The 24,796-nt window shown below is 72.4% G+C and carries 23 protein-coding genes and 5 pseudogenes; 17 read left to right on the forward strand and 11 right to left on the reverse strand.

The window, feature by feature from the left end; translation table 11 throughout:
• Nucleotides 1–199 precede the first annotated feature (199 nt).
• Nucleotides 200–463, forward strand: coding sequence for a hypothetical protein (locus tag ACZ60Q_RS30655; protein ID WP_003970092.1), 264 nt, complete (start codon nt 200–202; stop codon nt 461–463).
• A gap of 44 nt (nt 464–507) precedes the next feature.
• Here the strand turns inward: ACZ60Q_RS30655 and ACZ60Q_RS30660 are convergent, their stop codons facing one another.
• The 4 genes from ACZ60Q_RS30660 to hmgA all read right to left on the reverse strand — a co-directional run bounded on the left by ACZ60Q_RS30660 (nt 508) and on the right by hmgA (nt 5,444).
• Nucleotides 508–1,704, reverse strand: coding sequence for a CaiB/BaiF CoA transferase family protein (locus ACZ60Q_RS30660; protein WP_469640821.1), 1,197 nt, complete (start codon nt 1,702–1,704; stop codon nt 508–510).
• Between the two features lie 69 nt (nt 1,705–1,773).
• Nucleotides 1,774–3,120 (reverse strand): type ISP restriction/modification enzyme, encoded by a 1,347-nt coding sequence (locus tag ACZ60Q_RS30665; RefSeq protein ID WP_469640822.1) that lies wholly within the window; start codon nt 3,118–3,120, stop codon nt 1,774–1,776.
• 71 nt (nt 3,121–3,191) lie between these two features.
• A complete protein-coding gene (locus ACZ60Q_RS30670; RefSeq protein ID WP_469640823.1) occupies nt 3,192–4,043 on the reverse strand; it encodes a GntR family transcriptional regulator in 852 nt (283 codons plus the stop codon).
• A 42-nt stretch (nt 4,044–4,085) separates the two neighbouring features.
• The gene (gene hmgA, locus ACZ60Q_RS30675; RefSeq protein WP_469640824.1) at nt 4,086–5,444 is read right to left on the reverse strand and encodes a homogentisate 1,2-dioxygenase; all 1,359 of its coding nucleotides are present in this window, start codon (nt 5,442–5,444) and stop codon (nt 4,086–4,088) included.
• 226 nt (nt 5,445–5,670) lie between these two features.
• Between hmgA and ACZ60Q_RS30680 the strand changes: the two genes are divergently transcribed.
• The 4 genes and pseudogenes from ACZ60Q_RS30680 to ACZ60Q_RS30695 all read left to right on the forward strand — a co-directional run bounded on the left by ACZ60Q_RS30680 (nt 5,671) and on the right by ACZ60Q_RS30695 (nt 9,658).
• Nucleotides 5,671–6,291: a TetR/AcrR family transcriptional regulator gene (locus ACZ60Q_RS30680; protein WP_469640825.1), complete on the forward strand. Its 621-nt coding sequence runs from the start codon at nt 5,671–5,673 to the stop codon at nt 6,289–6,291.
• 128 nt (nt 6,292–6,419) lie between these two features.
• Nucleotides 6,420–6,812 (forward strand): annotated as a pseudogene (locus ACZ60Q_RS30685) (molybdopterin dinucleotide binding domain-containing protein); the annotation flags it as partial.
• 135 nt (nt 6,813–6,947) lie between these two features.
• Complete coding sequence (locus ACZ60Q_RS30690) at nt 6,948–8,390, forward strand: CitMHS family transporter (RefSeq protein ID WP_469640826.1); 1,443 nt, start codon at nt 6,948–6,950, stop codon at nt 8,388–8,390.
• Complete coding sequence (locus tag ACZ60Q_RS30695) at nt 8,390–9,658, forward strand: MFS transporter (RefSeq protein ID WP_469640827.1); 1,269 nt, start codon at nt 8,390–8,392, stop codon at nt 9,656–9,658. The genes ACZ60Q_RS30690 and ACZ60Q_RS30695 overlap by 1 nt, the downstream gene beginning before the upstream one ends.
• A gap of 435 nt (nt 9,659–10,093) precedes the next feature.
• On the opposite strand, the gene ACZ60Q_RS30700 is transcribed toward ACZ60Q_RS30695, so the two are convergent.
• Together ACZ60Q_RS30700 and ACZ60Q_RS30705 are read right to left on the reverse strand one after the other, a co-directional pair.
• Nucleotides 10,094–11,074, reverse strand: a complete 981-nt coding sequence (locus tag ACZ60Q_RS30700) for a DMT family transporter (RefSeq protein ID WP_469640828.1) — start codon at nt 11,072–11,074, stop codon at nt 10,094–10,096.
• A 560-nt stretch (nt 11,075–11,634) separates the two neighbouring features.
• The gene (locus tag ACZ60Q_RS30705; RefSeq protein ID WP_469640829.1) at nt 11,635–12,324 is read right to left on the reverse strand and encodes a TetR/AcrR family transcriptional regulator; all 690 of its coding nucleotides are present in this window, start codon (nt 12,322–12,324) and stop codon (nt 11,635–11,637) included.
• Between the two features lie 91 nt (nt 12,325–12,415).
• On the opposite strand from ACZ60Q_RS30705, the pseudogene ACZ60Q_RS30710 reads away from it, so the two are divergent.
• The 4 genes and pseudogenes from ACZ60Q_RS30710 to ACZ60Q_RS30725 all read left to right on the forward strand — a co-directional run.
• A pseudogene (locus ACZ60Q_RS30710) lies at nt 12,416–12,603 on the forward strand (acyl-CoA dehydrogenase family protein); the annotation flags it as partial.
• Nucleotides 12,589–12,729: pseudogene (locus ACZ60Q_RS30715) on the forward strand (acyl-CoA dehydrogenase family protein); the annotation flags it as partial. The pseudogenes ACZ60Q_RS30710 and ACZ60Q_RS30715, both read left to right, overlap by 15 nt.
• An 88-nt stretch (nt 12,730–12,817) precedes the next feature.
• Nucleotides 12,818–13,108 carry a YiaA/YiaB family inner membrane protein gene (locus tag ACZ60Q_RS30720; RefSeq protein WP_469640830.1) on the forward strand — a complete coding sequence of 97 codons (291 nt, stop codon included), beginning with the start codon at nt 12,818–12,820 and terminating at the stop codon, nt 13,106–13,108.
• A gap of 88 nt (nt 13,109–13,196) precedes the next feature.
• Nucleotides 13,197–13,829 carry a TetR/AcrR family transcriptional regulator gene (locus tag ACZ60Q_RS30725; RefSeq protein ID WP_469640831.1) on the forward strand — a complete coding sequence of 211 codons (633 nt, stop codon included), beginning with the start codon at nt 13,197–13,199 and terminating at the stop codon, nt 13,827–13,829.
• Nucleotides 13,830–13,859: 30 nt separating this feature from the next.
• On the opposite strand, the gene ACZ60Q_RS30730 is transcribed toward ACZ60Q_RS30725, so the two are convergent.
• Nucleotides 13,860–14,321 (reverse strand): MaoC family dehydratase, encoded by a 462-nt coding sequence (locus tag ACZ60Q_RS30730; RefSeq protein ID WP_469640832.1) that lies wholly within the window; start codon nt 14,319–14,321, stop codon nt 13,860–13,862.
• Nucleotides 14,322–14,434: 113 nt separating this feature from the next.
• Here ACZ60Q_RS30730 and soxR point away from each other — a divergent pair, with 113 nt between their 5' ends.
• Complete coding sequence (soxR, locus tag ACZ60Q_RS30735; protein ID WP_469640833.1) at nt 14,435–14,911, forward strand: redox-sensitive transcriptional activator SoxR; 477 nt, start codon at nt 14,435–14,437, stop codon at nt 14,909–14,911.
• A 24-nt stretch (nt 14,912–14,935) separates the two neighbouring features.
• On the opposite strand, the gene ACZ60Q_RS30740 is transcribed toward soxR, so the two are convergent.
• Complete coding sequence (locus ACZ60Q_RS30740; protein ID WP_469640834.1) at nt 14,936–15,550, reverse strand: hypothetical protein; 615 nt, start codon at nt 15,548–15,550, stop codon at nt 14,936–14,938.
• Between the two features lie 474 nt (nt 15,551–16,024).
• On the opposite strand from ACZ60Q_RS30740, the gene ACZ60Q_RS30745 reads away from it, so the two are divergent.
• The 3 genes and pseudogenes from ACZ60Q_RS30745 (at nt 16,025) to ACZ60Q_RS30755 (ending at nt 17,368) form a co-directional block, all read left to right on the forward strand.
• A complete protein-coding gene (locus ACZ60Q_RS30745; RefSeq protein ID WP_469640835.1) occupies nt 16,025–16,513 on the forward strand; it encodes a hypothetical protein in 489 nt (162 codons plus the stop codon).
• A 395-nt stretch (nt 16,514–16,908) separates the two neighbouring features.
• Nucleotides 16,909–16,959: pseudogene (locus ACZ60Q_RS30750) on the forward strand (hypothetical protein); the annotation flags it as partial.
• 43 nt (nt 16,960–17,002) lie between these two features.
• The gene (locus tag ACZ60Q_RS30755) at nt 17,003–17,368 is read left to right on the forward strand and encodes a hypothetical protein (protein WP_469640836.1); all 366 of its coding nucleotides are present in this window, start codon (nt 17,003–17,005) and stop codon (nt 17,366–17,368) included.
• A gap of 132 nt (nt 17,369–17,500) precedes the next feature.
• On the opposite strand, the gene ACZ60Q_RS30760 is transcribed toward ACZ60Q_RS30755, so the two are convergent.
• Entirely contained in the window at nt 17,501–18,793 is a 1,293-nt protein-coding gene (locus tag ACZ60Q_RS30760; protein WP_469640837.1) for an exo-beta-N-acetylmuramidase NamZ family protein, read from the reverse strand.
• A gap of 257 nt (nt 18,794–19,050) precedes the next feature.
• Here ACZ60Q_RS30760 and ACZ60Q_RS30765 point away from each other — a divergent pair, with 257 nt between their 5' ends.
• The 4 genes and pseudogenes from ACZ60Q_RS30765 (at nt 19,051) to ACZ60Q_RS30780 (ending at nt 22,386) form a co-directional block, all read left to right on the forward strand.
• Entirely contained in the window at nt 19,051–19,821 is a 771-nt protein-coding gene (locus tag ACZ60Q_RS30765) for an SDR family oxidoreductase (RefSeq protein ID WP_469640838.1), read from the forward strand.
• Nucleotides 19,822–19,887: 66 nt separating this feature from the next.
• A pseudogene (locus ACZ60Q_RS30770) lies at nt 19,888–20,092 on the forward strand (AMP-binding enzyme); the annotation flags it as partial.
• Between the two features lie 54 nt (nt 20,093–20,146).
• Complete coding sequence (locus ACZ60Q_RS30775) at nt 20,147–20,740, forward strand: TetR/AcrR family transcriptional regulator (protein WP_469640886.1); 594 nt, start codon at nt 20,147–20,149, stop codon at nt 20,738–20,740.
• Nucleotides 20,741–21,057: 317 nt separating this feature from the next.
• Entirely contained in the window at nt 21,058–22,386 is a 1,329-nt protein-coding gene (locus ACZ60Q_RS30780) for a M28 family metallopeptidase (RefSeq protein WP_469640839.1), read from the forward strand.
• Between the two features lie 95 nt (nt 22,387–22,481).
• Here the strand turns inward: ACZ60Q_RS30780 and ACZ60Q_RS30785 are convergent, their stop codons facing one another.
• Together ACZ60Q_RS30785 and ACZ60Q_RS30790 are read right to left on the reverse strand one after the other, a co-directional pair.
• On the reverse strand, nt 22,482–23,696 hold the full coding sequence (locus ACZ60Q_RS30785; protein WP_469640840.1) for an acyl-CoA dehydrogenase family protein: 1,215 nt from the start codon (nt 23,694–23,696) through the stop codon (nt 22,482–22,484).
• 4 nt (nt 23,697–23,700) lie between these two features.
• Nucleotides 23,701–24,723 (reverse strand): phosphotransferase family protein, encoded by a 1,023-nt coding sequence (locus tag ACZ60Q_RS30790; protein WP_469640841.1) that lies wholly within the window; start codon nt 24,721–24,723, stop codon nt 23,701–23,703.
• Between the last annotated feature and the right edge of the window lie 73 nt (nt 24,724–24,796).

The raw sequence follows: 24,796 nt of genomic DNA on the forward strand, positions 1-24,796 counted from the left end.
GACGGCCGGGGCGGACCCTCCGAACCGCGCGAACCGCGCGAACTGTCCGAAGTCGCCCTGGAATCGCTCGGATTCGGTAGCGAGGCGTCAACCTCCGTATACGTGTGCGTCATCCTGTGGCCGGGATTCACGGGTGTCACCGCGGGACGATAGGGTTAACCTGCCCGGACCGGGTGCCCTCGTACGGGTGGGGAGTGACATGGAACAGATAACGGTGCGAAGCAGGCCGCGTGTGCCTGCCATCACATGTGGGAGCGGTGCGACCAGTACGCGCCTCGACCGCCATCTCGCGGTGCTCGGCGGCCCCGTCGTCCCGCAGCGCGAGTCGGCGGAAGCGACGCTGCTCATGCGTGAGCTGACCTCGCGTGATGCCGCGCACACCCGCAGGAGCAGGAGCGCACGCGTGTCGCTCTTCGCGCCGCTGCGGCGACTGCGGCGCTCGCTCTTCGGCAGCCGCCGCTGACCCACGGCATCGCCCGTCCGGGCCGGCCCGCCGCTCGGGACGGTTCAGACGATCACCCCGTCCCGGCGCAGCGCCGATGTCTGCTCGTCCGTCATCCCCAGGGCTCGCAGCAGCGCATCGGTGTGCTCACCCAGCGCCGGTACGGCGCCCATCCGTGGCTCCTCGCTCCCCGGCAGCGTGATCGGCGGCAGCAGCGCCCGCAACGGCCCCACCGGTGACCCCACCTCCCGCCACCGGTCCCGCGCCGCGAGCTGCGGATGCGCCGCCACATCGGCCACCGTGTTCAGCCGGGCACAGGCGATGCCCGCCGCCTCCAGCCCGGCCAACGCCTCCCGCCCCGTCAGGCCCGCCAGCGCCCGGCCCACCGCCGCATCGGTCCGTTCCCGGTTCGCGGTACGTGCCGCGTTCGTCGCGAAGTCCGGGTCGTCGGCCAACTCGGGCCGCCCGAGCACCTGTTCCGTCAGCCGTCGCCACTCCCGGTCGTTCTGCACGGAGAGCAGCACCTGCTCCCCGTCGGCCGTCGGATACGCGTCGTACGGGGCGATCACCGCATGCGCGAGGCCCGTGCGCGCCGGGGAAGCGGAGCCGTGCGTCCCCTGGTGCAGCGGATGGCCCATCCACTCGGCCAGCGCGTCCAGCATGGAGATCTCCACCGGGCCGCCCCGCCCGGTGCTCGCCCGCCGCAGCAGCGCCGCGAGTACCCCCGAGAACGCGTACATCGCCGCCGCGATGTCCGCCGCCGGAATGCCCGCCTTCACCGGCCGGTCCGCCGTCCCCGTCACCGAGACCAGACCGGCCTCGCACTGCACGAGCATGTCGTAGGCCCGCTTGTGCGCGTACGGTCCGTCCGCGCCGTAACCGGAGATGTCGACCGCCACCAGTCGCGGGTGCGCCGCGCAGAGCGAGGCGGCGTCGAGGCCGAGCCTGGCCGCCGCCCCCTGGGCCAGGTTCTGGACGAACACATCGGCCCCGGCGATGAGTTCACGGACCACCGCTAGCCCGCGCGGATCCTTCAGGTCGACGGCGAGGGACTCCTTGCCGCGGTTGCACCAGACGAAGTGCGAGGCGAGCCCGCGCGCCGCCGTGTCGTAGCCGCGCGCGAAGTCGCCGCCGTCCGGGCGCTCCACCTTGATGACCCTGGCTCCGAGGTCGGCGAGCTGCCGGGTGGCGAAGGGGGCGGCGACCGCCTGCTCGACGGCCACCACGGTGATGCCGTCGAGGGGGAGTGGCAAAGTGTTCATGACCCGTGCTTACCTCCCCACCGGCGCTTCTGCCACCCCCGGCCGCCCCGCGGACTCCCCGGCCCGCCGCTACAGCAGGGCGAACTGCCCCTCCGGGCCCTCCTCCTGGTGCCCGAGCACCGATGCGGGACGCCGTGCCGAGGACGGCACCGGCAGCACCCCGGCCGTCCGCAGCTCGGCGGGCCCGATCAGCGGCCCCGACTCCAGCGCCGCCCACAGCTCCTTCCGGCGCCCCTCCGTGCCGTCCAGCAGGGCCAGTACGGTGATGAGTTCGAGCAGCTCCGAGGTCCACTCCCGGGGCCAGCCACGCGCACCGACCGCGTCCAGACCGTCCGGGGGCGCCCCGTCGGGACCCCGGCCCGTCGCCGCCGAGGCCCGGCGCCCGAACCAGAGCTCCAGCACCCGCACCCCGCCCACCGTGAACTCCCAGGCCGCCGCGGGCACCGGCGAGATCCGGCCATCGCCGACGACCAGCGCCTGGTCCCCGGCCTCATGGACCAGTTCGGTGGGCCGGGCCGGGAGGGGCGCCCGCACATAGGGCCTGTGCCCGCCCGGCAGCCGGGGCCGCTCCCCGCCCCGGGTCCCGCGCAACTGGAGCCGCGTCAGCTCCCGGCCGAGCGCCACCCCCGACGACCACACCCCCGCGTCGGCGGGCAACGGGACCCGGAGGCCGGTGGCGGAGGGCCGGGCGGCGGCCAGGACCCAGGCCAGCACCGCTTCCGGGGTGAACGCGTCCGGCTCCGCCGCGCCGCCGAGCCGCTCGCGCAGCAGCTCCGTGAGCCCCGCAGCCAGGTTGGGTTCCGTGCCGCCGGGCCTGCGGTAGAGCGGCCTGATCCGGCCGGGCCGCCCGGCGGGGGAGTGCCCGTCGGGCAGCAGCGCGGTCACGGACAGGGCGGGCCCGGAATCCTCGGGGGCACAGCTGTGCTCGACCGCGAAGAGCTGCCGCCCGTCGGCGACCCGCCAAAGCTCCGGACGGGCCGCGTCGATCAGCCGGTGGTCGGGGAGCAGCCACTGTTCGTCGTAGGGGCCGTGGAGGATCCGTACGGGGTCGGGGCAGGGGCCCGGGGTCCGGGCGAAGCGCCCCGTTCCGGCGGACCGGCCGGGCAGGGCGGCGACCGAGGTCTGCGGCGTACGGGAACGGGTGGGCGCGAACAGCCGTTCCTGCTCGGCGGGTCCGGCGGCGGCCAGCCGTTCCCAGCGGGTCCGGAGCGCCACGGGGTCGGGGCCGCTCACCCAGGCGCGGCCGGTCCGCAGCGGCCGTACCGACCACGGCATCAGTTCGTCCAGCGGCAGAAGACCGTCCGGCGGCAGGAGCCCGTCCGGCGGCAGGAGCCCGTCCGGCGGTCGGGGCGTCCGCGGAGGTGAGGGCCGGGCGTTCCCGTCGCCGCGGGCCGGCGCTGTCCCGTGCGCTGTCACCTGCCTGTCCTCCCCTGTCCGCCGTGGCCCTTTCGCATCGTAACGGCGGGCGGTGTCCCCGTGGGGCGGGGTCAGTGGGCCTCCACCGTCACGGAGAAGGAGAACCGGTCGCCCCGGTAGCGGATCCTGGCCACGTCCACCACGCGCCCCTCCTCGTCGTACGTCACGCCCGTGTAGTGCAGGATCGGGCTGAGCAGCGGGACCTGGAGCAGCTCGGCGGTGACGGGGTCGGCGAGCCGCGCCTCCACCGTGTCGGTGATCCGGGAGATCCTCACCCCGATGACGTCGCGCAGGACCTTGGTCATCGGCCAGCGCTCGAGGTCGGCCACATCGATCCGGGCGGCGATGTCGGGACGGACCGCGTTCTCCGCCCAGTTGGTGGGCTCGCCGCTCTCGCCGTCGCGGCGCAGCCGTCGGTAGCAGGTTACTTCGGCGCAGCCCGGGAAGAACTCGGCGAGATCACCGGGCACCGCCGTCGGGCCGTGGCCGAGAATCGTCGTCGCTTCCCCGGACTGCTGGGCCACGATCGCGTCGACCGAGCCCAGCAGCCGGACCGGGGAGACCCGCCGGGCGCGCGGCTCGATGAACGTGCCGCGCCGCCGGTGCCGGCTGATCAGCCCCTCCGTCTCCAGCTCCTTGAGCGCCTGGCGCATCGTGAGCACGCTGACCCCGTAGTGCGCGGCGAGCTGCTCCTCGGTGGGCAGCCGGGAGGAGGCGTCCTGCGGGCGGCCCAGTATGGAGGCCCGCAGGGACTGGGAGACCTGGTACCAGAGAGGCAGCTTCCGGTTCAGGACGAGGGAGTCGGGGGCGAAGGCGGGCGGTGGCGGCACCGGGGCCGCCCGGGCGTCCGCGCCGACCCCGGCCGCGGCGTCCCCGTCGGTCCTCCGGGCGTCCGCCCCGGCTCTCTCCTGGCTCTCTGTCACATCGTCCCCGTCCCCGTCCCGTCCTCTCCGGCTTCCGGGCGTCTACGGCCGGAAGTTGCGGCTCAGACCCTGCCACACGTCGTCGTAGCCGCGCTGCAGGTGTTCGGCGCCGGCTGCCTGCGCGGTCGCCGTGACCGGCCAGCGGGTCTCGAACATGAAGGCCAGACCGTCGTCGATCTTCTGCGGCTTCAGCTCCGCCGCGCTCGCCCGGTCGAAGGTCTCCCGGTCCGGGCCGTGGGCCGACATCATGTTGTGCAGGGAGCCGCCGCCCGGGACGAAGCCGTCCGCCTTGGCGTCGTACGCCCCCTCGATCAGGCCCATGTACTCGCTCATCACATTGCGGTGGAAGTACGGCGGGCGGAAGGTGTCCTCACCGACCAGCCAGCGCGGGGCGAAGACGACGAAGTCCACCCCGGCCAGCCCCGGGGTGTCGGACGGCGAGGTCAGCACGGTGAAGATCGACGGGTCGGGGTGGTCGTAGCTGATCGTGCCGATCACGTTGAACCGGCGAAGGTCGTAGACGTACGGGGTGTGGTTGCCGTGCCAGGCCACCACGTCGAGCGGCGAGTGGTCGTACGTCGCCGACCAGAGGTTCCCGCAGAACTTGTTGACCACCTCCACCGGGCCCTCGTGGTCCTCGTAGGCGGCGACGGGCGCGAGGAAGTCCCGGGCGTTCGCCAGGCCGTTGGCACCGATCGGGCCGAGGTCGGGCAGGGCGAACGGGCGGCCGTAGTTCTCGCAGACGTATCCGCGCGCGGTCTCCTCCAGCAGCTCCACCCGGAAGCGGATCCCGCGCGGGATCAAAGCGACCTGGCCCGGCTCGGCCCGCAGCAGGCCCAGTTCGGTGCGCAGCAGCAGTCCGCCGCGCTCGGGGACGATCAGCAGTTCGCCGTCGGAGTCGCTGAACACCCTTCCCCGAGATCCCGGTGCCGCTTGACCAGGAGAGGCCCCATCCGGCATCGAGGAGTTGGCGTTGTACAGGTGGATCGCCATACCCGCGCGCTGCGCGGCGTCGCCGTTGCCGCCGAGTGTCCACAGGCCGCTCAGGAAGTCCGTGCCGGGCGCGGGGTCGGGCAGCGGGTTCCAGCGCAGCCGGTTCGGGTCCGGCACGGTCTCGGTGAAGGGCGCCGAGCGCAGCCCCCCGTTGTCGATCCGGGTGAACGCCGGGTGGGCGGCCGAGGGGCGGATCCGGTAGAGCCAGGAACGGCGGTTGTCCACGCGCGGCTCGGTGAAGGCGGAACCGCTCAGCTGCTCCGCGTACAGCCCGAGCGGGGCGCGCTGGGGGGAGTTGCGGCCGTGCGGCAGCGCCCCGGGAACCGCCTCCGAGCTGTGCTCGTTGCCGAAGCCCGAGGAATACGTCAGCCCCTCGGCCGCCTTCCTCGCCTGGTCGATCGCGCTCATCCCGCACTCCCGGTGCCCAAGAAGCCCTCGGATCCGCCGGACGGCGAATCCTATGTACCACCGTAGGAATAGGGGCGGGGCACGTCAACGGCATACATCGCGCCATTCGTGGCCTGTGCCGCGCCATTCGTGGCCGGTACGGGGAGGTGAGGGCTCCCCGTACCGGGCGTCGCCGACATCCGCCGGGCGGCGGGTGCGGTCCGCCGGGCGGGGAGGGCACGGCATCATGGGGCCCGTGCCCCATGTCAACCCGAACCTCCGCCGCGCCCCCGTGCAGCAGCGCAGTGCCGACCGGCTGGCCCGGATACTCGACTCCTGCGCCGGACTCCTCGACGAGACCGGCTACGAGCAGCTCACCACCCGGGCCGTCGCCGAACGCGCCGACGTGCCCATCGGCTCCGTCTACCGGTTCTTCCCCAACAAGCGTGCGCTCGTCGACGCCCTCGCGCTGCGCAACCTGGACACCTACGTCGACCGCATCGCCGCCCGGTTCGGCGACCTTCCCGCCGCCGACTGGCGCGCCGCCATCGACGCGGTGCTCGACGAGTACCTGGCGATGAAGCGCGGCGTCCCCGGGTTCGCGCTCGTCGACTTCGGGCCGCCGTTCCCGGCCGAGGGAGCGGCGGACGACGCCAACCGGCGTCTGGCGGACCGGCTCGCCGTACTGCTCGCCGGCCACCTCGGCCGACGGCCCGACGCGGCGCTGTCCCGGGCGGTCCTGGTGAGCGTCGAGGCCGCCGACGCCCTCCTCCAACTGGCCTTCCGCACGGAGCCGTCGGGGGACGTGGCCATCGTCGCCGAGACGCGGACCCTGGTCAGGTCCTACCTCGCCCAGACGCTCGACTGAGCGAGGGGCCCTGACCGGGGGCGCCTTCGGCTCCGCGTGCCGCCCGTCCGCCCACCGGCCCGTCAGCTCACCGCCCCCGTGCTCGCCCGCCTGTTCGCCGGCCTGTCTGTTCGCCCAGCAGTCTGTCCGCCTCGCGCGTCCTCGTCGGCCGCCGCCGGCTGCGCTCCAACAACAGCTGGATGCACAACGTCGGCTCGCTCACCGGCGGGTCCAACGTCTGCACCCTCCAGATGCACCCCGACGACGCGGCCCGGCTCGGCCTCGTGGACGGGGCCACCACCCGGATCGAGTCGTCGGGCGGGGGGATCGAGGCCCCCACCGAGATCACCGACACCGTGCGCTGCGGGGTGGTGAGCCTGCCCCACGGCTGGGGCCACAGCCGCCCCGGCACTCGTATGACGGTCGCCGCCGCCGCTCCGGGGGCGAACGTGAACCAACTGCTCGACGGCACGCTCCTGGATCCGCTGTCCGGCACCGCCGTGCTGAACGCCATTGCGGTCCCCGTGGCCCCCGCTCTTTAGCATCACCGTGTTGACCTGGGGTTTTGCTCGTATTGCTCATGCGTCAACATCTTGTTAACGCTGGGACAGCACCCCTAACGTCATCCGGACCGCCGAGACCGGTGGGAGTTCAAAGATGAACGTTAGGTATCCCCCATGCTGACCATCCTCGGCTTCGCCATGATCGCGACCTTCCTGGTCCTGATCATGACGAAGAAGATGTCGCCGATCGCGGCGCTGGTACTGATCCCCGCACTGTTCTGTGTCGCCGTCGGGCAGGGAGCGCAGCTCGGCGACTACGTCATCGAAGGCGTCGGCAACCTCGCGCCCACCGCCGCCATGCTGATGTTCGCCATCGTCTACTTCGGCGTGATGATCGACGTCGGCCTGTTCGACCCGATCGTCCGGGGCATCCTGAAGTTCTGCCAGGCCGACCCGATGCGCATCGTCGTCGGTACGGCGCTGCTCGCCGCGATCGTCTCGCTGGACGGCGACGGCTCCACCACCTTCATGATCACCGTCTCGGCGATGTATCCCCTCTACAAACGCCTGAAGATGAGCCTGGTCGTCATGACCGGCGTCGCGGCCACCGCCAACGGCGTCATGAACACCCTCCCCTGGGGCGGCCCCACCGCCCGTGCCGCCACCGCCCTCAAGCTGGACGCCTCCGAGATCTTCGTGCCGATGATCCCGGCGCTGGCCATGGGGCTGCTCGCCGTGTTCGTGCTGGCGTACGTGCTCGGCCTCCGGGAGCGCAAGCGCCTGGGGATGCTCACGCTCGACGAGGCGCTCGCCCGGAAGCCGGAGCCGGAGACCGTGTCCACCGGCGCGGGCAGCACCGGAGCGGCAGGCGCCGGAGCCGACGGCGGGGACCGCCTCCGCAAGGGCGCCTCCGCTCCGGCGGGCGCTACGGGGACCGGCACCGACGCCGACCCCGCGGACGGGGACGACGAGGAGTTCCAGGGCCTCGACCCGAACCGGTCCACGCTCCGCCCGAAGCTCTACTGGTTCAACGCCGGACTCACCGTCGCCCTGCTGACGGCGATGATCATGGAACTGATGCCGATCCCGGTGCTCTTCCTGCTCGGCGCCGCCCTCGCTCTCACCGTCAACTTCCCCCACATGCCCGACCAGCGGGCCCGGATCGCCGCGCACGCCGACAACGTCCTCAACGTCTCCGGCATGGTCTTCGCCGCCGCCGTCTTCACCGGAGTCCTCACCGGCACCGGCATGGTCGACAACATGGCCGACTGGGTCGTCGGCGCTGTCCCCGACGCGATGGGCCCGCACATGGCCATCGTCACCGGCCTGCTCAGCCTGCCGCTCACGTACTTCATGTCCAACGACGGCTTCTACTTCGGCGTCCTCCCCGTCCTCGCCGAGGCCGGCGCGGCCCACGGGGTCTCGCCGCTGGAGATCGCGCGCGCCTCCCTGGCCGGCCAGGCGCTGCACATGTCCTCGCCGCTCGTGCCCGCCGTGTACGTCCTCGTCGGCATGGCGAAGGTCGAATTCGGCGACCACACCCGCTTCACCGTCAAGTGGGCCGTGCTCACCTCGCTCGTGGTACTCGCGTCAGGCGTCCTCTTCGGCATCATGTAATGACACGCACGCCGCGAACCGGGCCCGGCAGGGGCTGGCTGCTGCGCCTCGTCATCGCCTTCGCCTTCGCGCAGGGGGCGGTGTCGATGGCGCGGCCCGCCGTCTCCTACCGGGCCCTCGCGCTGGGTGCGGACGAGGCGGCCGTCGGCGTCATCGCCGGGGTCTACGCCCTGCTCCCGCTGTTCGTCGCCGTGCCGCTCGGCCGCCGCGCCGACCACGGCCGCTGCGCGCCGCTGCTGCCTCTCGGTGTGCTCCTGATCTCCGGCGGCTGCGCGCTCAGCGGCATCGTCTCCTCGCTGCCCGCGATGGCCGCCTGGAGCGGGGTGATGGGCCTCGGCCACCTGTGCTTCGTGATCGGCGCGCAGTCGATCGTGGCCCGGCAGTCCGCGCCCGACGAACAGGACCGCAACTTCGGGCACTTCACCATCGGGGCCTCGCTCGGCCAGCTGATCGGCCCGGTCGCCGCGGGCGCGCTCATCTCCGGGCAGGGCCAGATCCTGGGCCGTACGAGCGCGCTGGCCCTCCTCGTGTCGGCGGCGGTCGCCGCCGCCGCCCTCGCCTCGCTCCGGCGCATCGAGCACCGCCGGGCGACCGGCCCCGGCGGCAGGCCCGGCGACAAGGTCCCGGTCCGCGCGATCCTGGGCGCGCGCGGAGTCCCCGCGGGCATCTTCATCAGCATGGCGGTGCTGTCCGCCACGGACATCCTCACCGCCTACCTGCCGGTCGTCGGAGAACACCGCTCCATCGCGCCGGCCACCGTCGGGCTGCTGCTGAGCCTGCGGGCAGCCGCCACGATCGCCTGCCGGCTGGTCATGTCGCCGCTGCTGAGGGTGGTGGGCCGCAGGGCCCTGCTGACCACCAGCTGCCTGCTCGCCGGGCTCCTCTGCGCGGGAGTCGCCCTCCCCGTGTCCGTCCCGGTCCTCGCCGTCATGCTCGCCCTGCTGGGCTTCTGCCTCGGTGTCGGCCAGCCGCTGTCCATGACCACCGTGGTCCGGGCCGCCCCCGACCGGGCCCGGTCCACCGCGCTCGCCCTCCGGCTGACCGGCAACCGGCTCGGCCAGGTCGCCGCCCCCGCCGCGGCGGGTCTGATCGCGGGTGCGGTGGGGGTGGCCGCCCCGTTCGTGCTGCTCGGCGTGGTCCTGATCGGCGCGGCGGGACTCGGACTGCGCGGCGACGGCCGTACGGGGTCCGCACCGGCTCCCGCGCGGCCGGACACCGGGGCCGCCCCCGTACGGCCTCGCGGGTTCGACGACATCCCGCGGCGCTGAGGGAACCGGGCTGACCCACCGGCGCCGAGGGGCCCGCCCGGTTGGGTGCTGCGCGGGAGCGCGGGGCTCGTCCCGGTCCTGGCCGGTCCCCGGCCGCCAGGGCAAGGGATCATGCCGTTCCGGCAGGACGGTGCGGGGCGGTGGCGTGCGTGCCGGAGCGTTGCGTGCCGGGCGGGACCGGCGACTCCGGGGGCCCCGGCGTAGTCCTCGCGCCAGGCGTCGCGGGCAACGCCCTTCGGCGTTACCAGGCCCGGACCGTCGTCCCCGCTGCCGACGACGCCGAACCCGTCCGGATACGGGCCACCGTGATGGGCCGCCCGGTCGCTCGCCCCGGAGATGCCGGGCTTCCGGTCCGTGCCCGCCCCGCGACCGCCGCGGTCCTCGCGCCCGCTCTTCCCGGGGGCGTCGGGCCCGTCCCGTCCCGCTCCGCTCCCGCTACGTCCGTTCCGCCTGGCGCTCCTCGTCATGACGGGATCCCTCCACCGGCCGGGCCGGACTCTCACCTGTGGGCCCAGTCTGCTGACGGCTCCGGGAGACCGCCACTCCGGCCAGGCACAGCACGCCGCCCAGGACGCCGAGCGGCGTCGGCACCTCGTCCAGCAGCACCCAGGCCATGCCCACGACGAGCGCCGGAACCGCGTACGTGGTCGCGCCCATCCGGCCCGCGGTGGTCCGTGCCAGCGCGTAGCCCCAGGTGGTGAAGGCCAGCGCGGTCGGGAAGACGCCCAGGTAGACCATGTTCAGCGTGGCGGACAGCGGCGCGTCGGCGGCCTCGGAGACCAGCACTCCGGTGAACGGCAGGCAGGCCACGGCCCCGATCAGGCAGCCGAAGGTGTTGATCTGGAGCGAGGAGCCGTGCGCGAGGGCCGGCTTCTGGCTCACCACGCCCAGCGCGTACACCACCGCGGCCAGCAGGCACAGCGCCACGCCCAGCACGGAGGAGCCGCCGTGCCCGGACATCGCGAGGCCGACGACGACCGCGCCCGAGAACGAGATGCCCATCCCCAGCAGCAGGCGGCGCGGCAGCCCCTCGCCGAGCATGCGGGCGCCCAGCAGCGCCATCAGGATCGGCCCGATGTTCACCAGCATCGCCGCCGTCCCGGCGTCGACCTCCTGCTCGCCCCAGTTGAGCGCCACCATGTAGAGCCCGAACCACAGCACGCCCGAGGTGATGATCCCCCGCCAGGCGCCCCGCCCCGGCAGCCCTTCCCGGCGGACGAGCAGGATCGCCCCCAGCACCAGCGCGCCGGTCGCCAGTCGCCCGAGTGCCAGCGCGCCGGGGGAGTAGCTCTCGCCCGCACTGCGGATCGAGACGAAGGCGGAGGCCCACAGCACGACGGTGGTGCAGGCGGCGGCGGTGGCGCGCCGGCGGTGGGCCGGCGGGGAGAGGGGGAGGGCCCTCGGGGTCGTCGTCATGGCCACGACCGTAGAGCCGGAAGCTTTTGGCCCCCACCGAATTGTCGAGGACCGTCAATCGGCGACCGCGAGCCCGCCGCTCCGGCCCGTCCGGTGCGCGCGGACGGAGCGTGCCACTTCCAGCCCGTCCGGCGTTTGAGGACGGAGCCCTGGCGGTGGCACGGGACGGCCCTTCCGCGTCCGGGAAGCAGGGGTACCGCCCGGGCCCGCGTCGGTCAGCGCGAAACCGGTGTCCCGCGCAGGGGTGCGCGACCCGCTCGTCCGCCTGCCGGACATGGCGGTGACGGCCCCGCCGCTCCTCGGCCGGCAGCCCGCCCGCGACCAGCCGCTCCAAGCGCTCGCCGGCGGTGGACGGGGCGACCGAGGCGTACCGGGCCGGCTCACCGGTCGTCCGGGCCCGCCCGTCGAGCAGGGCCAGGCAGAACGACGCGCGGGTCCCGCCGGCCGGGAGGGCGGCCGGCGCGGCGGGGCGCGGGGCCGAAGCGTCGTGCGGCCGAGGCCGCGGGGAACGGCTCATGGGGCCAGGTCGTGTCGGGAACGGCCCAAGGATCCAGGGTGCTTCAGGGACGGTTCGGTGCGGGCCGAACCGTGGTCGCGGCCACACCCCCCGGCCGCGCGTACTGCTCGTACTGGATCGCCAGGCCGTCCAGCAGGGCCCGCAGCCCGATCTCGAAGGCCCCTTCGTCGACCTGGCGGCGGTGGTCGGCCAGCAGATGGGCCTGGCCGAGGTGCGGGTAGTCGGCGGGGTCGTAGGCGCTCTCGTCGTCGACGAAGCCCCCGGCGAAGGAGCCCAGCGCGGAACCGGTGATGAAGTAGCGCATCAGGGCCCCGATCCGGGTGGCCTGGGCGGGCGGCCAGCCCGCGCCGGTCATCGCCCCGAACACGGCGTCGGCGACCCGCAGCCCCGCCGGGCGGCGCCCGGGGCCCCGGGCGAGGACCGGGACGATGTGCGGGTGCGCGGCGAGGGCGGCCCGGTAGGACAGCGCCCAGTCGTGCAGGGCCTCGCGCCAGTCGCGCGGGTCCGACTCCTCGAACATCGACAGATCGACCTGTACGGAGACCGCGTCGGCGACGGCGTCGAGGATCTCCTCCTTGTTGCGGAAGTGGTTGTAGAGCGAGGGCCCGCTGACCCCCAGGACAGCCGCCAGGCGGCGCGTGGAGACGGCGTCGAGCCCTTCGGAGTCCATGAGCGAACTCGCCGCCCCGACGATGCGGTCTCTGCTGAGGAGGGGCTTGCGCGGTCGGGCCATGCGGCTCATAGTAGGGCCCCCGAACCATAAACTAGCGATGCTCATTAAAGTGCGCTCCGGCGGCGCTCGCGAGAGGCAGGGGGTGGGCACGATGGGCCTGGCGCTCAGCGAGGAGCAGGAGGCCGTCCGGAAGCCGGCCGAGGACTTCGTCGCCCGGGAGGTCGCCCCCCATGCCGTCGCGTGGGACCGCGCCGAGAACATCGACAAGTCGATCGTGAAGAAGCTCGGGACCTCGGCTTCCTCGGTCCGACCGTCCCCGAGGAGTACGGCGGCTACGGCTGCATCGACGAGTATCCGGTCGGCAAACTGCTGCGGGACGCCCGCGTGATGACGCTCTACGAGGGCACCAGTCAGATCCAGAAGCTGATCATCGGCCGCGCGCTGACCGGCGTCTCCGCGTTCTGACCGGCGCGCGGATTCGTACGGGTGTCTGAGTACCGGCCTGAGTACGGGCGCGGATATGGCGTGCGCCACGTCGGCGGATGCTGAACCCATGAGTGACACGACATCGGTCAAGCAACAGAGCACCGCCGCCTTCTACGGTCAGGCCGTCGCCTCCTTCATGGTGGCGATCGGCGCGGTGGCCCTCGGCATCATCTACCTCGACGCCGATGCCTGGGTGCGCGGCTTCCTCGCCATCGGTGTGCTCTACCTGGTCACGTCCTGTTTCACGCTTGCCAAGGTGATCAGGGACCGCCAGGAGGCCGGGCAGATCGTCAGCCGGGTGGACCAGGCCCGGCTGGAGAAGATCCTCGCCGAGCACGACCCCTTCCAGAAGCTCTGACGCGGCAGGATCGACCGCGCAACCCCTAAGCGCTTGCTCAGGTTCGGGGTATGGTGTTCGTCCTGTTGACGGAGAGGGGCCCTGGGCGATGAGTGCGGCGGAGGAGACGAGCGGCGAGGACGCGCCGTGGGGCGAGGTCACTCCCGAGGCGGCCAGGCGGCTCCTCGTCGCCGGCGTGGACGCCTTCGCCGAGCGCGGGTACCACGCGACCACCACCCGTGACATCGCCGGCCGGGCCGGAATGAGCCCGGCGGCGCTCTACATCCACTACAAGACCAAGGAAGAGCTGCTCCACCGGATCAGCAAGATCGGCCATGAGCGCGCCCTGCACGTCCTCGACGCGGAGGCGGACCGGGACGGCACGGCTGCCGAACGGCTCGCCGGGGCCGTCCGCTCCTTCGTCCGCTGGCACGCGGAGCGGCACACCACGGCCCGGGTCGTGCAGTACGAGCTCGACGCCCTCGGCGAGGAGCACCGCACCGAGATCGTCGCGCTGCGACGCAGGAGCGACGCGGTGGTGCGCCGGATCATCGGCGAAGGGGTGCGGGACGGCGAGTTCGACGTCCCCGACATCCCCGGCACCGCGCTCGCGGTGCTGTCCCTCTGCATCGACGTGGCCCGCTGGTTCAACGCCCGGGGCGCCCGTACCCCCGACGAGGTCGGCGAACTGTACGCCGGCCTCGTCCTGCGGATGGTCGGCGCCCGGCAGGTCCAGAAGTGATCCGGCGGCTTCGGAAGCGGTCCGGCGGCTTCAGAAGTAGTAGCGGGACACCGACTCGGCGACGCAGGCCGGCTTTTCACTGCCCTCGCGCTCGACCGTGACGACCGCCGTGACCTGTACGCCGCCGCCCGTCTCCTCGACGTCGCGGAGCACCGCCGTCGCCCGCAGCCGCGAGCCGACCGGGACGGTCGAGGGGAAACGGACCTTGTTGGTGCCGTAGTTGATGCCCATCTTCATGCCCTCGACCCGCATCACCTGCGGCACCAGCGCGGGTAGCAGCGAGAGCGTCAGATAGCCGTGCGCGATGGTCGTGCCGAACGGCCCGTCCTTCGCCCGCTCCGGGTCCACGTGGATCCACTGGTGGTCGCCGGTCGCGTCGGCGAACCGGTCGACCCTCTCCTGCCCGATCTCCAGCCAGTCGCTGTGTCCCAGCTGTTCGCCCACTCCGTCCCGCAGTTCCCGCGCGGACGTGAAGATCCTCGGCTCTGCCATGTTCCCGGTTCCCGCTTTCCGGCTCGGCGCGCCATCGGGCGCGATGTCTAAGCGCTTGCTCAGCATTGTTGTGCGGCGCGTTCCTGTCAACGACAAGGCAGTAGATTCGAGGGGTGCCCCAGATTCCACAGACACTCCATGAACTCTCGGTCGGCCAGCTCTCGGTGCGCAGCGGCGCGGCCGTCTCGGCCCTGCACTTCTACGAGTCCAAAGGACTGATCAGCAGCAGCCGCACCAGCGGCAACCAGCGCCGCTACTCGCGGGACGCGCTGCGCCGGGTCGCCTTCGTCCGGGCGGCCCAGCGCGTCGGCATTCCCCTGGTCACGATCCGGGAGGCGCTCGCCGAACTGCCCGAGGAGCGCACGCCGAACCGCGAGGACTGGGCCCGTCTCTCCGAGGTCTGGCGCAAGGAACTGGACGAGCGGATCGGACAGTTGCACCGCTTGCGCGACCACCTGACCGACTGCATCGGATGCGGCTGTCTGTCGCTGGAGACCTGTGTGCTGTCCAATCCCGACGACATCGTAGGTGAGCGGATCACCGGTTCCCGTCTCATGCCCGAGGGCCGGAAGCCGCCCAAGCGCACGTAGTTCCCGGGGTGCGGGCGCGCGGCCTCACGCCGCTGTTGTGGCCTGCCTCCGGTGCCGTGGCAGCCGGGCTCTGGCCAGCGTGCGGTCGGTCAGGGCGGGCTGCGGCACCGCGATCCCGCAGCCCGTGCACACCGGGCCCGCCCACGGCGCCTCGCCCCGCTCCTGCCGCCACTCGATGCCGGTGCCCGCGCAGACCGGGCAGGCGGAACCGGGGCCGGCGCCCAGAGCCGCGATCAGGCGGCGCAGTACCTCGGCGAGCGGCCCGGTGGGATGGATGCCCGGGTCGGAACAGCGGGCCACCCCGTGACCGCCCCAGGTGCGGCGGTGCCAGTCGTCGAAGGCGCCGGGCCGCCGCAGCCCCGCGTGCTTCTCGCGCCGTCGCCGCTCGGCGAAACCCGCCTCGTACGCGAGCCAGACGGCCCGCGCCTCCTCCAACTCGTCCAGCGCGCCCATCAGGCGCACCGGATCGGGCGCCCGGTCCTCGGGATCGATCCCGTGCCGGGCGCACAGATGGTCCCAGGTCGCCCGGTGCCCGTACGGGGCGAACCTCTCCAAACACTTGCGCAGCGAATACCGCCGCAGGGCCAGATCCCCCATCGGATCGCGGACCTGTCTCGCAAGACTCCGGAAACCGGCCATGACACCGCCACCTCCGTCGCTCGTCCTTGGACGTCAAGGAATGGACGTACGCCTGCCCGTTTCGGCTCCATCGAAAGATGAAATCCGTCCATTGGCCGAGACTCCCCAGGGGGGAAGGGTTGTCACGGGCGGGAGCGGGGCGGCGCGCGGACGGGTGGTGCGAGGGCGTGCGGTCGTGCGGTGTCCGGTACCCGGTGGCGGGTCCGGCCGCCGGCCGCGCTGTTCCGGGGCCGGTGAAATGCCAGGTCGGAGCGGTACCTCCAGGGATCGGTCGGTGATGGGGATCACGTACTGACAGGCGGTTGATTGGGTGCCTTCAGGTGTTCTGCAGGACTATGACTGCCTGTCATGCACATGTGCCTACATCTACGGTCAGCTCCGTATTTGATCACCCTCACAGGTGATTGACAGGAAATGATTCTTGTAGGGGAGAACGTGAACAGACGGTTCACGGCGGCGGCCATATCCTTGGCCATGTCCGCCACGCTCGTTGCCTCAGCGGGCACCGCACAGGCGGGGGACGACGGAGACGGAAGACCCGTCACCATCTCCGGCCCGGCGAAACCCATGACCGAGGCACCGGACCTCGCCGCGGCGCAGCTCGCCGCGAAACTCTCTGGGCGGCGGGTGGAAGCCCTTTCCGAGCGCACGGCCGACGCGGGCACCTGGGCCAACCCGGACGGCACCCTCACGACGGAGACGTACTCCGGTCCGGTGCGGGTCAAGGAAGCCGGCCGGTGGAAGCCCCTGGACACCATCCTCGTCGACACCGGTACCCAGGTGGAGCCGAAGACGGCCGTGGCCGATGTCGCCCTCTCGGACGGCGGCAGCGGGGACTTCGCATCGGTCAGCCGGGGCAGCCGCACCTTCGGTCTCGACTGGGGCAAGGCGCTCCCCGTACCCCGGCTCGACGGCGACACGGCGGTCTACCCGTCCGTGGTCCCCCCGGCGACCTTCATGTGACCGCGCTGCCGCACGGCTTCTCCGAGTCGCTGATCCTCACGGAACGGCCCACGGAACCGGTCGAACTGCGCCTCCCCGTCACACTGGAGGGCATGGAGCTGCTGAAGCCCCCCCCAGCGGAATCTGCGGTTGGAGGACGGCTCCGGCAATCTCCTCGCCAGCGCTCCCGCGCCCCGGATGTGGGGCACCGGAACCGACCCCGTGTCGGGTGACCCGCTGCGCCACGCCGAGATCGCCACCACCGTGGAGGAGAGCCCCGAAGGCACGGTGCTGGTCCTCAGGCCCAGCGCGGCGTTCCTCGCCGACCCCTCCGTGACCTACCCAACAAGGCCGGCAAGGACGCCGACAAGGCCTTCGCCGAGGCCGCGAAGAGGTACCCCAGGAAGTCCCTCACCCAGGGGACCGGCGACGCGTTCCGGCACTGCTACTGGAACGCCCGCATGGAGATCAACATCGACCATGACACCGCCTACGAGGTCGCGACCCGCCATGAGTCGGAGTCCCGTGGTGTCGACAAGGAGGGACACCGCGGAGATCGACCACACCGATCCCTCCGGCTTCGACCCGCTGAACGCCGCCTTGATGGTGCTCGCCCCGGCAGGGCTGACCGGCGGTGCGGTCCTGCTGGGTCTGGAGCGCGTACGGTCCCGGGCGCCGCGTGCGCTGACGGGGATCTGGCTGGCCCTGGGCCAGACGGTACTCGCCGTGGTGGCCCTGGCCACGCACGGCAGCGCCGCGGGACTCGGCCTGCCGGTCGCCCTGCTGTGCGCTGCGGCCTGTGCCGTGGTGGCCGTCGCCTGTGCGCTGACCATCCGCACGTGCTTCGGAGCGGTCCGGCCGAACACGGCCGGCTGACGCGAGGGGATGGCCCGTACGGCGGCGGCACCCGGAACGCCGGGGCCGCCGCGTACGGGCTCCGCTCTCGTCGGGAGACGCGGAAGCCGTTTCCGCCGCCGGGCCGGCTGCTGCGACCGGGCCCCGCCCGCGCTATCCGCCGTACCGCAGATACTTCCCTCGCTTCGCCCGGAACGCCGACAGGTCCTGCTGCCACTCCCCTACCACCGTGTCGGTGTCCGCGCCCGCGTCGATCATCGTGCGGACCCGGGTGTTCCCGGTGAGTTTGTCGATCCAGTGGTCCGGCCGCCAGGCGAAGCCGCTCCACGTCCGCTTCGCGGTCACCAGCAGGGCGATCCCGGTGCGGACCGGGTCGAAGACCTCCCGGTCCTGGACGTGCACCTGCACCCCGCCCACCGTCTTCCCCGCGAACTTGGAGAACACCGGTGCGAAGTACGCCTCCCGGAAGGCCACCCCCGGCAGCTCCAGGGCGTTCGCGGCGGCGGCCCAGCGGTGGTCGACGCCCTCCGCTCCCAGTAGCTCGAAGGGGCGCGTGGTGCCGCGCCCCTCGGAGAGGTTGGTGCCCTCGAAGAGGCAGGTGCCGGAGTAGACGAGAGCCGTCCGGGGCGTCGGCATGTTCGGGCTCGGCGGCACCCACGGCAGCCCGGTCCCGTCGAAGAAGTCCGAGCGCCGCCACCCCGACATCGGCACCACGTCCAGCCGCGCCGGATTCTCGTGCAGGAACTCCGCGTTGAAGAACAGGGCCAGCTCCGCCACCGTCATCCCGTGCGCCTGGGCGATCTCCCGGCGGCCGACGAACGTGGCGAACGCCGGGTCCAGCACCGGGCCCAGTGCCGCCCGCCCGGTCATCGGATTCGGCCGGTCCAGCACGACGAGGCGCTTGCCGGCGAGCGCCGCCGCCTCCATGCAGTCGTACAGGGTCCAGATATAGGTGTAGAAGCGCGCGCCCGCGTCCTGGATGTCGAAGAGGACCGTGTCCACGCCCGAGGCGGTGAAGATGTCCGCGAGCGGCTGTCCGCTCTTGAGGTACGTGTCGTAGACGGGCAGGCCGGTCGCCGGGTCGTCGTAGCGCCCCTCGGAGCCGCCCGCCTGCGCGGTGCCCCGGAACCCGTGCTCGGGGCCGAAGACGGCGGTCAGGTCCACCCGTGCGTCCGGGTGCATCACGTCGACGATGTGCCGGACGTCGGCCGTGACGCCCGTCGGGTTGGTGACGATGCCGACCCGCTGGCCTCGCAACAGCCGGTAGCCGTCGGCCGCCAGCAGGTCGAAACCGGTGAGCACCCGGCCGCGCCCGTGCCCGGGTCCGGAGGCGGGGCCGTGTCCGGGGGCGGCCGACGCCGTGGCGGGACCGGTGCCGGCCGCTGTCGCCGCGAGCGCTCCCAGGGCGCCTCCCGCGGCCAGCACACCACGTCGGGACAGGCTCATTCCGCTACCTCCATGATCGCGCCCACTGTCATGGCCACGCACGCTAGCGCGGGCCGGGACCGCACGGAACGACCTGGACCGCGTGGGATTCCCCGAGCCGGGCGCCGCGCCCCTGCCGGTCTCGGCCAGGGCTCCTCCCGTGGTCCTCCCGTGGCCCTCCAGGGCTCGGTCAGGGCTCCGGCCGGTCCGTTCGCGACCCTTCCCCGATCACATACCGACCGGTTAGTCTGTCGGTGCGGTCGGATGAGAAGGGTCAGATGACGATGAGTATGGTGCAGGGCGCCGGCGTAGTGGTCACAGGGGCCGGAGGCGGCATCGGCGCGGCTCTGGCCCGCCGGTTCGCCGCCGGGGGCGCGCGGGTCGTCGTCAACGACCTCGATCTCGCCCGGATCGAACCGCTCGCGAAGGAGATCGGCGGCTTCGCCGTCGCCGGGGACGCCTCGGGGATCGTGGACGCCGCCCGGGAGGCGCTGGACGGCACGGTGGACGTCTACTGCGCCAACGCGGGCCTCGCCTCGCCCGGGGACGCGTTCGCCGACGAGGAGGTCTGGGCCGCCGCCTGGGACGTCAACGTGATGGCCCACGTCCGCGCGGCCAGGGCCCTCCTGCCGGACTGGCTGGAGCGCGGCAGCGGCCGGTTCGTCGCCACCGCCTCCGCCGCCGGGCTGCTGACGATGATCGGCGCGGCCCCGTACAGCGTCACCAAGCACGGTGCGGTCGCCTTCGCCGAGTGGCTCTCGCTCACCTACCGCCATCGTGGGATCAAGGTCCACGCGATCTGCCCGCAGGGTGTACGCACCGACATGCTCACCGCCGCCGGTTCGGCCGGTGAGCTGGTCCTCGCCCCCGGGGCCGTCGAGCCGGACGCCGTGGCCGACGCGCTGTTCGAGGCGATGGACGCCGGCCGCTTCCTGGTCCTGCCCCACCCCGAGGTCGGCCGCTACTACCAGGCCCGCGCCGCCGAACCCGACCGGTGGATGCGGGGTATGAACCGCCTCCAGAAGAAGTGGGAGGCGAGCGGCGCATGAGCGCCCCGACCCCCGGAGCCTCCGGCCGCCCCGCTTCCGGCGTACCCGGCTCCGGGGGCTCGATCTGTGCCGCCCGTGCCCGACGGGTACCGGGGGAGACGGTCCGGGCTTGTGCGAGTCTGCGTCCGGGGGCCTCGGTGGAGCCCGGCGAGCTCGGCGCGTACGGCGAGGAACGGCTCGCCGCGTACGGATATGGCGCGAGGTGGAGATCCTGACCGAGCTGCCGAAGACGGCGAGTGGGAAGATCCTCAGGCGGGAACTGCGTTCCCCCGTTGGAACAGCGTCGAAGCAGCGCACGCACGGTACGAAAGGAAGGTGGCGGCTCATGGCCAAGGCGACGGACCGGAGCGGCACTCCCGTCCCTCAGAGGCTGCTGGCCGCCGCCACCCGGCTCTTCGCCGAGCGCGGGTACGACCGCACCTCGGTCCAGGAGATCGTCGAGGCGGCGGGCGTCACCAAGGGGGCGCTCTACCACTACTTCGGCTCCAAGGAGGACCTGCTCCAGGAGATCTACGCCCGGGTGCTGCGGCTCCAGCAGGAGCGGCTGGACGCCTTCGCGGACGCCGAGGCGCCCATCGAGCGGCGGCTGCGCGACGCGGCGGCCGACGTGGTCGTCACGACCATCGACAACCTGGACGACGCGGCGATCTTCTTCCGCTCGATGCACCACCTGAGCCCCGAGAAGAACAAGCAGGTGCGTGTCGAGCGCCGCCGCTACCACGAGCGCTTCCGGGCCCTGATCGAGGAGGGCCAGCGCGGCGGCGTGTTCTCCTCGGCCACCCCCGCCGACCTGGTCGTCGACTACCACTTCGGCTCGGTCCACCACCTCTCCACCTGGTATCGCCCGGACGGTCCGCTCAGTCGCCAGGAGGTCGCCGACCACCTGGCGGACCTGCTGCTGCGGGCCCTGCGCCCGTAGGCGTGTCCGGCGATACGGGGCGGGCCCGGGCCATCCACTGGCCCGCTCCGCCGGTCGGGGCGAGTCTGGATGTATGACGTATGTCCTGCCTCCCGATGAGGCGCCGGGGTTCACGGGCACAGCACCGTTCGTTAATAGAACGGTGCTGTCCGGTTTCCGCTCTTGACGGAGCACGGTCACTTCCTTGAGCATCGGTCACGCATCGCGCACCTCTGGGCCCCTGTCCGGGCCCACGCTCCAGGACCCGGCCGGATCACCACACGGCCGGGGACCCCCCGCACGTTCCGTCAGTCCCCAACGGAATCCGGAGCCCGTGAATGAGACCGAACCGTTTCACCCTGCGCAGATCCCCGGCAGCCGCCCTGGCCGTGGCTCTCGCCGTCGCCCTCGGAGCCGGAGCACCGGCCGCCGGTGCGGCGACTCCGGCGGCAGCCGCCGCGGCCGCGCCCGACATACCCGTGGCCAACGTCAAGGCCCACCTCACGCAGCTCTCGACGATCGCCGCGAACAACGGCGGCAACCGCGCCCACGGCCGCCCCGGCTACAAGGCGTCCGTCGACTACGTGAAGGCCAAGCTCGACGCGGCCGGGTACACCACCACGCTCCAGCAGTTCACCTCCGGCGGAGCCACCGGTTACAACCTGATAGCCGACTGGCCCGGCGGCGACCCGAACAAGGTCCTGATGGCCGGGGCCCACCTCGACTCGGTCTCCTCCGGCGCCGGGATCAACGACAACGGCTCCGGCTCGGCCGGCGTGCTGGAGACCGCCCTCGCCGTCTCCCGCGCCGGGTACCAGCCCGACAAGCACCTGCGGTTCGCCTGGTGGGGCGCGGAGGAACTGGGCCTGATCGGCTCGAAGTACTACGTCAACAACCTGCCGGCCGCCGAGCGCTCCAAGCTCTCCGGCTATCTCAACTTCGACATGATCGGCTCGCCCAACGCCGGCTACTTCGTCTACGACGACGACCCGGTCATCGAGAAGACCTTCAAGGACTACTTCGCGGGCCTGAACGTCCCCACCGAGATCGAGACCGAGGGTGACGGCCGCTCCGACCACGCCCCGTTCAAGAACGTCGGTGTCCCCGTCGGCGGACTCTTCACCGGCGCGGGCTACACCAAGTCCGCCGCCCAGGCGCAGAAGTGGGGCGGGACGGCCGGGCAGGCCTTCGACCGCTGCTACCACTCCTCCTGCGACAACCTGAGCAACATCAACGACACCGCCCTGGACCGCAACAGCGACGCCGCCGCCCACGCGATCTGGACCCTGTCCTCCGGCGCCGGCGAACCGCCCACCGGCGAGGGCGTGTTCAGCAACACCGCCGATGTCGCCATCCCGGACGGTGGAGCGGCGGTGACCTCGCCGATCGCGGTCACGGGACGGACGGGCAACGCCCCGGCCGCCCTTCAGGTCGGCGTCGACATCAAGCACACCTGGCGCGGCGACGTGGTCGTCGACCTGCTGGCCCCGGACGGCACCGCGTACCGGCTGAAGAACTCCAGCAGCGGCGACTCGGCCGACAACGTCATCACGACGTACACGGTCAACGCCGCCGCCGAGGTGGCAGACGGTTCCTGGAAGCTTCGGGTCCAGGATGTCGCCCGTCAGGACACCGGCTACATCGACAGCTGGAAGCTCACCTTCTGACCGTCGGGCCGACCGGCTTCTTCCGACCGTCGGGCCGACCGGCCGCGGCCCCCTCCCGAAGAGCACCTCGGGAGGGGGCCGCACCGCTCCGTCCGTCACAGGTACCGCTTGATCTCCCGCCGGGCCAGCGACCGCTGGTGCACCTCGTCCGGCCCGTCCGCCAGCCGCAGTGTCCGCGCCGAGGCCCACAGCTCCGCGAGCGGGAAGTCCTGGCTCACCCCGCCCGCGCCGTACAGCTGCACCGCGGAGTCGAGGATGTCCACCACCGCGCGCGGAGTGGCGATCTTGATGGCCTGGATCTCCGTGTGCGCGCCCTTGTTGCCCACGGTGTCCATCAGCCAGGCCGTCTTCAGCACCAGCAGCCGCAACTGCTCCACCGTGACCCGGGCGTCCGCGATCCAGTTCCGCACGACGCCCTGCTGGGCGAGCGGCTTGCCGAACGCCGTACGCGCCACGGCCCGCCGGCACATCAGCTCGATGGCCCGCTCCGCCATCCCGATGAGCCGCATGCAGTGGTGGATCCGCCCCGGACCCAGCCGCGCCTGCGCGATGGCGAAGCCACCGCCCTCCTCGCCGATCAGGTTCGCCGCGGGCACCCGGACATCACGGAAGACCACCTCGGCGTGACCGCCGTGCGCGTGGTCCTCGTACCCGTACACCCGCATGGCGCGCCGCACTTCGAGTCCGGGGGTGTCGCGCGGCACCAGGATCATCGACTGCTGGCGACGGATGTCCTCGCCGTCCGGATCGGTCTTGCCCATCAGGACGAAGACCGCGCAGTGCGGGTTCATCGCCCCGGAGATGTACCACTTGCGCCCGTTGATGACATAGTCCTCGCCGTCCCGGGCGATCCGGGTCTCGATGTTCGTCGCGTCCGAGGACGCCACGTCCGGCTCCGTCATCGCGAACGCGGAGCGGATCTCCCCGGCGAGCAGCGGCTCCAGCCACCGCTTCTTCTGCTCGTCCGTGGCGAACTGGAAGAGCACCTCCATGTTGCCGGTGTCCGGGGCCGCGCAGTTCAGCGCGGTCGGCGCGAGGTGCGGGGAGCGTCCGGTGATCTCCGCGAGCGGGGCGTACTGGAGGTTCGTCAGCCCGGCCCCGTACTCCGCGTCCGGCAGGAAGAGGTTCCACAGTCCCTGCCGCCGCGCCTCGGCCCTCAGCTCACCCACCACCGCCGGGGTGTCCCACGGGGAGGCGAGCCGCGCCCGCTGCTCCTCGGCGACCTCCTCGGCCGGATACACGTACTCGTCCATGAACGCGAGCAGCCTGCTCCGCAGTTCCTCGGTACGGGCGTCGAATGCGAAGTCCATGGGTTCAGCCTTCCTGGAGGGTGGTGAGGCCGTGCTCGATGAAGACGGGGACCAGATCGCCGATCCGGTCGAAGCCCGCGCCGACGGTCCGGCCGAGGGTGTAGCGGTAGTGGATGCCCTCCAGGATCACGGCGAGCTTGAACCACGCGAACGCGGTGTACCAGGAGACGGCGGAGGTGTCCCGGCTCGAACGGGCCGCGTAGCGCTCGACCAGCTCGGCGGGGGACGGATGCCCGGCCGCGCCGCTGGTGGTGGAGACGGGCGACCGGGGCAGGCCGAGGTCGGAGCTGTACATCACGAGCAGCCCGAGGTCGGTCAGCGGATCGCCGAGCGTGGACATCTCCCAGTCGAGGACGGCCTTGATCCGGTCGTCGGAGCCGAGCAGCACGTTGTCCAGGCGGTAGTCGCCGTGGACGACGGTGGGCGCGGGGGAGGAGGGCAGCCCGCGGCCGAGGGAGGCGTGCAGCTCGCCGATGCCCGCCAGGTCACGGTTGCGGGAGGCGTCCAACTGCTTTCCCCAGCGCCGCAACTGCCGGTCCAGGAAGCCGTCCGGCCGCCCGAAGTCCCCGAGGCCCACCGCCCCCGGGTCCACGGCGTGCAGATCGACCAGGGTGTCGACGAGCCCGAGGACCGCCGCCCGGGTGCGCTCGGGGCCCAGCGGGGCGAGCTGCTCGGCGGTGCGGTACGGGGTGCCCTCGACGTACTCCATCACGTAGAACGGGGCGCCGATCACGCTGTCGTCCTCGCAGAGCAGCAGCGGCTGGGGCACCGGGACGGTGGTGGGGTACAGGCCGCTGATCACGCGGTGCTCGCGTGTCATGTCGTGCGCGGTGGCCAGCACATGGCCGAGCGGAGGTCTGCGCACCACCCATCGGCCCGTCCCGTCGCTGACGGTGTAGGTGAGGTTCGAGCGGCCGCCCTCGATCAGTCGCGCTTCGAGGGGTCCGCTCACCAGCCCCGGCCGCTCACGGTCGAGATGGCGGCGCAGCGGCTCCGGGTCGAGACCTGGTGGGGGGACTGGGCTCATGGTGCGTACCTCCGGGCGACGGAACGATCGGGAACCATGATGCCGACCAGTCGGTATGTCGTCCAGTGTCCTC

It is taken from the genome of Streptomyces sp. NPDC104313 (assembly GCF_055583985.1).